At 43.6% G+C, this 12,718-nt stretch carries 8 protein-coding genes; 5 read left to right on the top strand and 3 right to left on the bottom strand.

From position 1 onward, the window contains the following. Window positions 1-6: 6 nt before the first annotated feature. On the bottom strand, window positions 7-435 hold the full coding sequence (locus B4F66_RS06505; RefSeq protein ID WP_292357350.1) for a transglycosylase SLT domain-containing protein: 429 nt from the start codon (window positions 433-435) through the stop codon (window positions 7-9). A 523-nt stretch (window positions 436-958) separates the two neighbouring features. Here B4F66_RS06505 and B4F66_RS06500 point away from each other — a divergent pair. Next, window positions 959-2,734, top strand: coding sequence for an autotransporter outer membrane beta-barrel domain-containing protein (locus B4F66_RS06500; protein ID WP_292357351.1), 1,776 nt, complete (start codon window positions 959-961; stop codon window positions 2,732-2,734). A gap of 227 nt (window positions 2,735-2,961) precedes the next feature. Here B4F66_RS06500 and B4F66_RS06495 read toward each other — a convergent pair whose 3' ends face one another. Further along, entirely contained in the window at window positions 2,962-3,558 is a 597-nt protein-coding gene (locus B4F66_RS06495; protein ID WP_292740830.1) for a murein L,D-transpeptidase catalytic domain family protein, read from the bottom strand. Window positions 3,559-3,860: 302 nt separating this feature from the next. On the opposite strand from B4F66_RS06495, the gene B4F66_RS06490 reads away from it, so the two are divergent. Continuing rightward, window positions 3,861-5,564, top strand: coding sequence for a L,D-transpeptidase family protein (locus B4F66_RS06490; RefSeq protein ID WP_292357353.1), 1,704 nt, complete (start codon window positions 3,861-3,863; stop codon window positions 5,562-5,564). Window positions 5,565-6,008: 444 nt separating this feature from the next. Then, window positions 6,009-6,461, top strand: coding sequence for an SRPBCC family protein (locus tag B4F66_RS06485; protein WP_292357355.1), 453 nt, complete (start codon window positions 6,009-6,011; stop codon window positions 6,459-6,461). A 121-nt stretch (window positions 6,462-6,582) separates the two neighbouring features. Here the strand turns inward: B4F66_RS06485 and B4F66_RS06480 are convergent, their stop codons facing one another. After that, window positions 6,583-8,691 (bottom strand): TonB-dependent receptor, encoded by a 2,109-nt coding sequence (locus B4F66_RS06480; RefSeq protein ID WP_292357357.1) that lies wholly within the window; start codon window positions 8,689-8,691, stop codon window positions 6,583-6,585. Between the two features lie 465 nt (window positions 8,692-9,156). On the opposite strand from B4F66_RS06480, the gene B4F66_RS06475 reads away from it, so the two are divergent. Further along, window positions 9,157-9,501 (top strand): DUF3592 domain-containing protein, encoded by a 345-nt coding sequence (locus B4F66_RS06475; RefSeq protein WP_292357359.1) that lies wholly within the window; start codon window positions 9,157-9,159, stop codon window positions 9,499-9,501. A gap of 299 nt (window positions 9,502-9,800) precedes the next feature. Next, entirely contained in the window at window positions 9,801-12,716 is a 2,916-nt protein-coding gene (locus B4F66_RS06470) for an EAL domain-containing protein (RefSeq protein ID WP_292357361.1), read from the top strand. The last annotated feature ends 2 nt before the right edge of the window (window positions 12,717-12,718 follow it).

Raw genomic sequence — 12,718 nt, 5'->3', positions numbered from 1 at the left:
GCCATCTTATGAATTAGGTAATGGACTCAGTTCCCGATGACAAACCAGTTGTTCGGTCACATCGGTATGTGCTGGGCCTTTAGCGTATCTTGCATTACGAAGAGTGTTAAAGGTAAGGCCTGCTGCGGCCAGATGTACTGAAGCATTGTCGAGTGCTTTGATTACCGCTGAGGTGGAGTCATACATTGTCCACTCCACTTCCCAACCACGTGCGGCAGCATAATCTGTTATCAACGCATATTCAGGTCCGGCAGGATTTTCATGACGGTCTAAATAATACGTAGTTGAACCGTTACGTGTAGCAACGTGTAAGACACCACTTTCAGATGGTGCTGCCAGGTCTTGGTTGGCCCGTTGAGACTCGCTTGAGCAGGCAGGGATTAATGAAATGGTGAGCACACCAAACAGCAGTGGACGTATATCCTTAATCGACAAAATAACTCCTCTGATTGATTAATCAGTTAATGTTTTGACAGTAGTTGTGTAAATCGTTCAGAAAAATTTAGGGATGGTTTTTACCCCTATCACTCAAATTTATCTTCAACGAATGGATTGGCTTTGATTTCTATTTATAAGATAAAAATATAAACATGGCTATTAATATTTATCTTTCTCTATATGCATTAATTATATTTTTGAGTTACAAGATAATTGAAAAAGGAATTTTTCTCTTTTTCAATTATTATTTATGAGGAATTTGTAATACTTTATAAACAATTTAACCACGTTATTTAAAAAGTGATAACCTGTAAAAAATTCCTAAAGCCTTGGTCTGAGTGCCGTAATTGAAGTGCTCAAGAATGAAATCCAAAGGCATTTAGCAAAATAAATTTAATCAATTGAAATAATAAGTTACATATCAACTTCGACTCTAAGCAATTAGTAACCTCAATAAAAAAACGTAGTTTTACTTTTCGCTGATCAACCAAAAAATTTGCAGTATTAAGGAGTAACAGAGTTGAAGTTAATTATTTCCATCTTATTGGTATTGTTTACCCGACCTGCTTTTGCCCAGTGTAATGGCGGCGTGACAGTCACAACTACCCTGGAAGTGACAGCCAGTTGTAATGGGGGCAATATAAAAGGACTAACCCTTGATACCGGGGCGGATGTCACTATTGCTTCAGGGGTAACGGTTTCAAATGATGCGCAGAAAGGTGTGACTGGTCGGTCAGTGGTTATTTTGGAAACATCAACATCAGCCAAACTGGTCAATTACGGGTCAATTTATACGTATAACCAATGGGGTTTGTGGAACAAACCAGGCGGGAACGTTGATGTCGCTAACTTTGGTCAAATCACTGGTGTGGTCAGATACGGCATTAGTAATCAATCAACAATCACCTCTTTAACTAACATTGGCAGTATTACAGGTGGATTTGCCAGCATCGGAAATGGAAGTGCCTCGATAAAGAACCTTAATAACTTACAAGGTTCGCATACGACTGGTCCCTTAAATATTCGTGGTAACTTACCTGAAAATTACAACATCATTATTAAAAGTCCAACGCAATATGGTCAGTTCTCAGCTTTAAGTTTCGCACCCGGTAATATTCAAATTTCCGCTGCAAACAATGGAAATATGGCGTTCAACATATACGGTAATTTGGGCACAACACTTGTTTCCGGGGTGGATGCTTCTGTTGTATCTGAGGGAAGATACCTGGAAGTTTTGCAGGATTTTCCGACCCTCAACAATATTTCAGATACCACTGGCACTTATGGTCGTTTTAACTACAGTCTGGTGGCAAATGAAAGCTTGTTAAATGCCTGGGATTTATTATTTGTTTTTGCAGGCCCATCTGTTGTTGATACCCAAGCCTCTGTTCAATCTCTAGCATCAGACCTACGCGGCGGATTTTCACAGCAGCTTATCGCTACAAACTTTGCCAACATGAATACTTACGACTGTGATTTGTTTGATACCAGAGGTTTTTGTGTCTCTGTGGGTGGCCAACAGACCTATGTGGATAATCCCAGCACGCATGAGACTTCTGCGGTCATAGTTGCAGGTTATAAAGCTACACCTACCCTGCGCTTTGGGGGCTTTTTAAATCACAATCTCAATACCAACACCGTCGCAAGTGTGGATATTTCAAATGCAAATCCACTGATGGGAATATTTATCGTCTGGAACCAAAATGCAGACCACTTGGGCTATCAATTTAAAATTGCCAATGCTTATCAGGATAAAAATTTAACAACTACTCGCGAGATCATGAATACCTCAGAAGCCGGTGTTGGTGACACGTCCATCAATACCCAAAGCTATGTGGGTGAATTAAGTTATAGCTTTCTGGTGAATGAAGCGAGAACCTTAGTCAGGCCATATGCCGCTTTACGTTATACCCGAATCAAACAGGATGCCTATACAGAAGAAGGTTCTATCTTTTCGCCTTTGACCTATGCCGCTCTTGAAGACCGTTCAACCGTTGCTTTAGTGGGTATGAAGCTCAATCAAAAACTGACAGACAAAGTGAATCTGACTGGTAGCGTGGGTATTGAACACGACCTTTCTCACTCCGTAGATGATTTAACAGCGACGGGCGTCAGTGGCTTAACCAGTGAAAATTTTAACGACAGTCTTAATCGCACGCGTCCTGTGGCAAGCATTGGTGCTTATTTCAGCCCCGCCAGTAATCAACGAATTGCAGTAGATTTTTACTACCAACAATTACCTTTTCAAAGTACTGGCTCAGCCACTGCTTATGTGAATTACACACTCGGTTTGTAATTAATGCTGGATGGTTAATTATGTTGGTAGCGTAAAACTTATTTAATAAGTGCATTAAGAACATTGAAACAATGCGTGCTTACTCTAAATTTTATGAAAATCAAGGGGTAAGTTGAAGCATTAACAATACATCATCTCAGCACTAACTTTATGACACGGTTTAGGACATCAGGACTGGTTATCGCTTGTACACAAGTAAACTGGTTTTGTGCGCGCTGATGACTCTATCAACTACCCTTATTGTTGATTGGTGGCAGAATTGCCGCCACCCGTTTGGGTTGACAGTTGAGATAAGGGGAAGTCGCAAGCCAATGATCATCAGGGTAATAAGAAAAGACAAACTGGCCGTCTTTAAGTGTATCCACCACCTGATCGGCAACATCCCGGCTTACTGCAGGGCATCCATGGCTTCGGCCGATGCGGCCATGCCGTTTGATCCATTGATTGTTCACGTAGTCAGCACCGTGAATAACGATTGCCCGTTCTCGAGCGCGATCATTGATACCAGGTTCCAAGCCATCCATACGCAGGGAATAACCGTGCCGGCCTATATAGCTCTCTGAAGCCCGGAACAGACCGATGCTGGACTGATGGCTGCCTTGTTCATTGGAAAATTTGGTCGCTACATTGTCACCTGAGTTGCGACCATGGGCCACCAGCTCCTCGAGAATCAGTGAACGGCTGTTCAAATCAAATATCCACAAGCGTGGTTCGGTTGAAGGTAAAGAAAAATCGATGACCGCCAGTCGGTCCGCCTGGTCAGCACCATGATTGACCGCACACCTCATCGCGGAAATGGCTTTGTCCAGTACGGCTCGATTCATGTTGGGGGCCTGAATGGCCAAGTCTTCCGTAAGTGGCGAAAGCATTGGGGCTTTATCTGCGGCAAGAGATGGAACGGAAAGGAGCAGCATCAGGCTAAAGATAAAAGCTGTCGTATGGCGCCGGGATGAGGGCTTGTGCATCAATGTTTTCCCCTAATAGTGCTCTGGTGCCCCCTATCAGGGCTGAGTCAATATGTCAGAACCGCAATAATGGTGCGAACAGCACAATTCGTTCGCATCCCGAATTAACAATGTTATGGTTAGGGGGGATTCTAACAGGCTTGGAGAAGGGAGCAAGAAGGTTGTACATTTTGTTACCAAAGTGGTGTGCTTTAACTGCATGCTTTTTCGCCATTTCGGTATGGTCCTGTCAGGTGTTGGCGGTTAATAATTCACTAGGAGATTTTGCCAGCGATCTTGCTCCGATTATGTCTGACGGCGGACTTTGTCGTGTCCCGGATTCTAGCAAGTCACAGTACCAGGCGGTCTGGCTGCAAAGTTTATACGGTAACAGTTTCTCAGCTCCACTGTGGTCGGATATTGAGCGCTATGATGGCTTGCTTGCTGCCCTTGCGGATGTAAAATGGGATGGCCTGGATCCAAAGATGTATGGCCTCTTGCAGCTGGAAGAATGGCGATCAATCAGCAGTGCAGATGGCGAAACCTTTGCCTGCCGCGATCTATTGGCGTCTACGGCCTATCTGGCAGCGCTCTACCACTTGCAGTATGGTTTACTCGATCGTTCAGATATTGCCCCCCTCTGGCGACTCGTTGAGGATAAAAGCAGCGGGGTCGAAGCCGCGTCTCTTGAGAACCTTGGTGTTGTGGCTCGCCGGGGGCTGCAGAACATCAGCGCCAGTTTTGACAGCGCCCGGCCCAAATTACCTGCATACCGAAAATTACGCTCAGCTTACAAGAACTGGCACGAGCTACATAGAGAGGTAAGTTGGCCTATCGTACCACCTGGCCCCCTGCTGAAACCCGGCATGGAGGATGTCAGAGTATCTATTCTCCACCAACGATTGGCATCACTGATCAATGGCGTCGATCAGCAAAATGTTCGTCATTTTTATAGCGCTAATCACTACGATGCAGAACTGGTGGAAATGGTAAAGGATTTTCAGGCCCGTCATCGCCTAAAGGTAGACGGAGTTGTGGGGCCCGAGACGCTGGCCGCTCTTAATCTGTCACGTAATTATCGTGAGGAGCAGTTACAGATCAACCTTGAGCGTATGCGCTGGCTAGCGCGGGAAATCTCACCCACCCTTTTGCTGGTTGACATTGCCGGGGCAAAGGCTACCTATACTCATGAGGGGGAAATCGGCTGGCAAGGGAGGGTGCAGGTTGGGACTGCCCGCCGCCCTACCCCCACCCTTCGATCCTCCATAACCCACCTCACCTTCAGTCCCACTTGGACAGTGCCCCCCACCATTTACCGTCAAGACAAGCTGCCCGAGATTCGGCGGAGCATAGCGTATCTAGCCAAAAATCGACTCAGAGTACTGGATCGGGATGGACGTGAATTAAATCCTGCCACTATTGACTGGCAAAACCCAGGTCCTATTAAGCTTCGTCAGGATCCGGGGCCAAGCAATGCGCTTGGTCTGGTGGTCTTCCGTTTTCCCAACCCTTTTTCCGTATTCCTGCATGACACTCCCTATCAAAGTCTGTTTGCCAGCCACAAGCGTACCTCTAGCTCCGGCTGTGTACGTGTAGAAGCGGCCAAACAACTGGCGGACAAACTTTTCGTTGGTGCAAGTCAGAAAACCCAAAACGCAATAAACGATGCCTTGCTTAATAAACAGACACGCAATATCCCCTTGCCTGCCAGCGTACCGATCTTGATGGACTACTGGACAGCTGAGGCATTAGACGATGGTCGGTTGGAATTCAGACCCGATGTATATCATCGCGATGCAGAATTGATGGCAGCCTTGAAAGCACAGCAAAGAATAATAATAAATACCCTTTTCACTGAATTAGAAGAACATCCTGCAATAATGTAAACAGGTTTCAGTTCAGAATTTTCCATTATCAGCCGTTTTTATAAACCGACAAGCGCATGCTGGTTGATTGGATCGACGACTATCAGCCGGCAGGCGCCAGCTGCTTCCGGAAATATCATCATTCGTTTTGCGCCCCACCATGCATTCTTTATTCAAATAAAACTTATGTGAAATAGTGTAAAAACTTGCTGCATTTCAATAACTATAAATTTATATATGAATTGTAAATATTGTTATTGAAAATCAGTGGATTAGCCAACTCAGTCTTTTTATATCCTTCCCCTATGTAGTAATTTTTCCCCACAGTGTCGATCTCGTGAAGTCTCGTTCGACAATCCAGTAGAGACAGAGGTCTTCCAAAGCTTCAATTTGGAAATTCTGTTCCACTACAGCTACTAACTGATTTATTCCTAATCTGAATAAATCAAAATTAAGGATATTGTTATGTTGAATGAAACAGGTACAGTTCGATTACACCGAGTTTTGCGAGCTCCAGCCGAGCGAGTTTATAAGGCATTTACAGAGAAAAGCGCTTTAGAATATTGGCTCCCTCCCTATGGGTTTATTGGGACGGTCCATGAAATTGATGTTCGCGCTGGTGGTGGCTACAGGATGTCTTTCACAAACTTCGGTACTGGCAACAGTCATACTTTCACTGTCGAATTTGTAGAGCTTGTGGTTAATGAACGTATTCGCCACACGGATCGTTTTGATGACGAAAATCTTCCCGGTGAAATGGAGGTTTCAATCGACTTAAAATCAGTGAGTTGTGGAACGGAATTGAGTATTGTTCAGGAAGGTATTCCAGCGGTCATTCCAGTTGAAATGTGTTATCTGGGATGGCAAGAATCACTTGAACAACTTGCCAAGCTGGTTGAAGCAGAGATTCCTGATTAAATAGTTTAGTGACTTAAATAGGTTTGGAATTTTTTGTATAAGCGCGTTCCCACACAAGAGCGTGGGAACGAGCGTTTATGGTAAGTCGGTGCTAAGGCACGAAGCACAAGATAATCTGCTGTTAAAAATCCAGTGAGTAACCCAACGTTACAGTTCGGCCACGACCTTTAAAATAACGGGTTGGATTGGCCTGTGCAGACTGTGAATAATAGGTGAAGTAATCTTTATTCAACAGATTAGCAAACGCCAGGTTGAGTTTACCAGCTGGTAGTTTATAGCCGACTGAAGCATCGACCAGAGTGTAGCTGTCGAAATCCAGTTCCGGGTTCTCATCAAACCGGCGAGTGAAGTTATGACTTGCCTGGAGAAAAGAGCTCACTTTAGGTGACCAGTTTGCTGACCAGCTGGCGATTAAACGATTTGGTGGAATATCAGCACCGGTCAGATCTCTATCTACTTTACCGTCCCCATCACTATCTGAGCGACCATTGATATGTGAATAACTGAGTTGCAGATGGTTGGCTTTATTTACTTGATACCCCAAAGTCGTTTCTACACCAGTAATTTCAGTTTCTTCACGTTGGATGAAAAAATCATCACCAACTTGTTGCAGTCGGGAACCCAAATCAGAATCTGATTGGTAATAGCTGATTTCAAAGTTGACTTGCTGCCAATCAATACGAAAGCCGATTTCACTGTTTTCTGTCACTATCGGTTTTAAATCGAGAAAATTATCGACGTCCAGTCCTGGTGTATCAATTCCACGTAAAACCCGGCCTACATCTGGCATACCGAAACCTTCAGAATAGTTAGCAAACAGGCTCAACCAGGAGGTTGGGCTGACTACCGTACCAATATTAAATAATGTTTCACTGAATTCAGGATTACCGCCCTCCACTGTCACACCATTTTTACTTGCCACGGTTTGATAGGTATCGACATTCAACTTGGCTTTTTCGTAACGCAAACCGGTATTGAATACTACAGATTCCATTGGCTTGAATTGCGCTTGAATAAAGGGTGCGTAGTTTTTGAATTGCGTCTCTGGCACATAACTTCTACCGGTCAGCATTAAACGCTGTTCGGTAGTGTCTTCAAGGATATCGATACCGGTTGTTAGTTTGAGCTTGTCATCAAATAAGCCATCTTTCATTAAGGTGAATTTGGCGCCGTTTTTATCGGATTCATTTTGTGATTGATCAAAACCCTCCGGGGCCAGAACCGGGTCAACAAAACTTGTGGAGTCCGTCACACCAAATAATGCTTCAAATTCCTGCTGATAAGCCTGGGCGGTAAATTCCATTCCGGCCAAATCAAAGTTTTTATAGGTCAGGCTGGTAGTTAATACCCGGTTTCTCGGTGCATCCCCCATTGGGGTCGCATTAATGGAGGTTGTGGGGGTACCGTTGGCCAAATTGCCATCGACACTGGTGTAGTTATTATCCCCTTCCAACTGGAAACGGTTGATGGACAATTCCAGGTTCTGATTATCATCAAACCAGTAACCCAATTTGGCAAAGACGTCATAGCTGCGTGAATCCATCAGATCACCCTGTGTGTTATCGACGCCGATAGGATCCTCGTCATCATCCAGATACAGGCCTTGCGTTTCATAACTCAAGCCCAGACTGTATTCCCAATTATTCTGGCTTCCCAGCAAGCTGTAATCAGCCCGATAGCCCATGGTTTCAGCATCAATTTTGTTGGTCGGCATGGTGGTTGAAACCGACATACGTTGCTTTAGTGTATTGGCCGTAGGTCGCTTGGTAATAAAATTTATAATGCCACCGGTAGCACCCAAACCATGAATGGCACTTGCCCCATGAATCACTTCAATACGCTCAACCATTGATAAATCAATGGTGTGCCCATCACGTTGAGAGTCTCTTAATGGGTTCGATTGTGGAACACCATCTATCAGGAACAGAGGAGAGCGACCACGAAAGGTTTCCCCTGCACTGCTCAATTTTTGTCGGCTGGGAGAAAAAGATGGGAGCAAACTGCTGAGCACCTGAGAGGTATCGCTGGAGAATTCCATTTGCTGCTGAATTTCTTCCTGGCTTATAACGGTAACGACCTGTGGAGAATCTTTTAGCAGTGTGTCAGAGCGGGTTGAAGTGATGGTTAGTTCGTCCAGTTTAACAGCGTCTTCATCGGCCATTACCCCGAGCGATAAGGATAGCGTTGGTAACAAAAACAACATTTGTTGTGAGAGCTTTTTCCGTGGCATCAATTTCTCCATTTAAATTTTAAAAGCACAACATGTTAACCTTAATCTAAATCATTATCAATTGCATATAAAGAGGGTGATTAGCAAATTTGCACAGACCATAAAGGATTGCTACCTTTCAAAAAAAATTGTTAAAGGGTGAATTTGTGGAAGTGGAAATTCGTTTATACCCTCAACGGGGATTAGCTGAGAGCTACTCAATTAATCATGGAAAGATAAAAGTTTAAAAATATTTTCTCATTACAACTGATAAGCAGTTGGGCCCAAGGTGCTGAACGGCTCGATAAAACCACGGTAAACCTCAGTGATGCTGAAGATATTGTTGTAGTTATTCATGAACAAAATTAACAACAATCTGGATAAAAGCTAATGCGAGGCCTTACGGTTATTAACATTATATTTTTTATGATGTTTTTATTAAAAATCCAGGCTGAGCATGGCGTTTGACATTAAAGAGTTAAAGCAATGAACATAGCTTTATTAGCAGGATCGGCGTTAACCCTATTTGGCATTTATTTGTTAAAGCATTCTGTGACCAGTTATCAGAAAGCAGTGGCAAGCCAACGTTGGCCCAGCGTTACTGGACAACTGACTGAAGTGCTGCTTTGGGGTTCACGAAATTTAGGTGGGCAAATAAAAGAAGTTGAAAAGCTGAATGTAGAATATAACTACCAAATTAACGGCCAGAACTACACTGGAACATTACCCGCCTTTTATACGGTGATGTACCCGGAAACTCTAGAGTTTGCCGATCAATACCCAGTTAATAGTGATATCAAAATTTATTACAACCCGAAAAATCCCTCTTAGTCTGTATTGATCCCTGGCCCCAGAAAAGACAAACCATACAGTGACTTAATTCTGGGTTTGTTAGGTGTCATTATCGGCGTTGCCATTGCTGTTCTAAGTTGGAGGGGCATTATAGGCTAGCGCTAACTGGCGCTGGGAAATCAGACCCAATAGCGGATTATGCATTTTCACGTAAAAGCAGTATATTTTAAACACCGCATAAATAGTTGACTAAATTAGTCATCAATTGATTAAAAAGTTGAAACTTTAGCTCTGCAAAGCGGCTCTTAGAAAAATGGATGTTAAGGATGATGCACGCGATGGAAGATATATTTGGACATATATCGCTCAATGAGACGAGTTTTCACAACCGCAAGGATTTGATCCGCCTACGTACTGAAGACATTGAGCTACTTCTTGCCTTGCATGTGCCCCTGCAGATCTATGAAACCGAGCTGATTAACGCATTTTACGACCATTTGATGTCATTCGATTTTGCTCAGGAGTTACTGGCAGATCCTGAAGTCCGAGCCCGACTACAATCCACCCAAAAAACTTATTTTCGTAGACTGACTGCTGGTGAATATGATCTGGATTACGCCAAGGATCGTATTCGTGTTGGTATTGCCCATGAACGAGTGGGTCTGACAACGCAGTGGTACATTGGCTCTTACGCCGTTTACCTAGAACTGACCTGCCATTACATTGCTAAAATTCTCTCACAAACGCCCGCTTTAATTGAACCCTCCATCAACGCGTTATACAAAGTTGCCTTATTAGATATTACTCTGGCATTTGATGCATACATGTATGCAAGTCATAAGTCGATCCATGCTGCCAGACAAGAAGTTTCTGATAAATATGAGGATCAATTAAATCTGCAACAAACCATCGATCGTATTCAAAAGGCTTTTATTCTGAATGCATCGTATGACAGTGCTTTGGAGTTGCTGTTAAACGAGCTCATCGAATTCACCAATAGCGCTTTTGGTTTGATTGGCGATGTACTACATGACGAGAATGATGCCCCATACCTGAAGCTTCGAGCGCTGACTAATATTGCATGGAATGATGAAACCCGGGCGTTGTATGAATCCAATCAGGCTAATGGACTGGAGTTTCATAACCACCATAACTTGCTTGGCAGCGTTATGACCACCGGTAAACCGGTTATTGCCAACTCACCAAATTCAGATAGCCGTTCTGGGGGCGTTCCCGAAGGGCATCCCACATTGAACTCCTATCTGGGTCTCCCCTTCTATCACAATGGCAATATTGTCGGCATGATAGGGCTGGCAAATGCCGAAGAAGGTTACACCGAGAAGACAGTAAAACGTCTGACGCCCATTCTGGAAACCTTGGAAAGCCTCTATGAGGCACGGAAACTACGTGATCAATTAACCGAAACTTTGCATGAAAACGATGAATTACGTCAGCAAAATGAAACACAGATTGCGATTTTATTGCAAAAATCAGCTGATGCGATCGGGATCATTAACAAAGATATGGTCATTACCGAATGTAATGATGCCGCCGTTAAGCTTTATGGCGTGTCATCACGTCAGGATTTGATCGGTCTATCTCCATTAAAGATTTCTTCTGCAAACCAAAGTAGGGAATCCAGTAAAAATCTTGCCAAACATTATATTTCCAAAGCATTGACTGAGGGCTATCAACGCTTTGAATGGCTGCAAAACACCATCCATGGTGAGAATACACCTACCGAGGTAACCCTGACCCCAGTTATCTTTCATGGAGAGGCTTGCATTCAGGTGGTGTGGCGCGACTTGACTGAAATAAGGGCCAAAGAAAATAGAATTAAACAATTGGCGTATTTTGATGAATTAACCGGGCTTGCCAACAAAAATCTGTTTAGTGATCGTGTCAAACATCTGCTGGAACTCTCTAAACGCTTTAACTACACCATCGCAGTTGTTTACCTCGATTTGGTCAATCACGAAGATGTGAAAGAAACACTTGGTTATATCGCCGGAGATGATTTGTTGCACGCTGTCGCCCGACGTATTGCCAGTACCATCAGAAGTGCCGATACCTTGATACGTTATGTTTTTAGCGATGACCACAGAAATTTCGATATCGATCAAAGAGCAATTGATCGGGAATTTGATTCGCTTGCCAGAATCAATGGTGAAGTCTTTGCCTTGGCAGCGGTAGTGAAATCTGCCGATGCCGCAGCAATGATGGTGGCACGATTGCAGGATACATTAAAGGCACCTTTCACGATTGCAGACTCAAAAGTCATGGTGAATACCCGAACTGGTATTGCTTTATTTCCACAAGATGCAGAGACCTTTGAAACGCTTACCCGTGGTGCCGCAATCGCCCTGGATATTGCTAAAGAAAAATCACAACCCAGTTACTTTTTTAACGTAAAACTTGGCGAAGAAATCCAACGCCGCTCCCTCATCGCGAAACGGATTGAATATTCACTGAAATTTGATCCCGATAGTTTCTCTATCCGAATTCAACCTCAAGTTAATGCTCAGACCCATCAACTTACCGGTGCCGAAATACTGTTACGCTGGGATGACAACACTCTGGGTAGTGTTCCCCCCGGTGTATTTATTCCTATTGCCGAAGAACGCGGTTTAATCAATGAGGTCACTAAACTGGTTTTACAGTTAACGGCCAATGCCCTGAACGCCTGGAAAAAACAAGGTCATACTTTGTTTACGGATCAGGGGATTCGCATGGCAATCAATATTTCTGCTAAAAGTATTGATGATTTGGTTTTCATTGATGAATTTATTGCCGAGGTAAAACAATCAGGTTTAAGCCCGACGGATTTTGAGCTGGAACTGACCGAAACCGGAATCATGTATGACCCCGAAACTGCGATAGAAATCATTAAAAAACTCAAACAGGAAAACTTTGTTCTGGCGATTGATGATTTTGGGATGGGACATTCTTCGCTCAGCTACCTGCGAAACATTGAGGCTGACATTCTCAAAATCGATATGTTCTATATCCGCAATATGCTCAATGACAGTAAAAATATGGCGATCGTTAAAACCATCATTTCAACGGCACAGATTTTTGGTATGAAAACCTTGGCTGAAGGTGTTGAAGATGAAGAAACAGCGAATGAATTAAAAATCTTAGGCTGTGATTATGCTCAGGGTTATTTCTTCTCCTACCCTCTCACCATTAGTGAGTTCGAAGAGAAATGGATAAAACAAAATCGCACTTCCAGGGGCAACTTAAACAATCGTTGAAC

It is taken from the genome of Methylophaga sp. UBA3603, assembly GCF_002375335.1.
GTDB lineage: Bacteria > Pseudomonadota > Gammaproteobacteria > Nitrosococcales > Methylophagaceae > Methylophaga.
The sequence above is the reverse complement of the archived record's forward strand: the minus strand, read 5'-3'. Positions and strand labels throughout refer to the sequence as shown.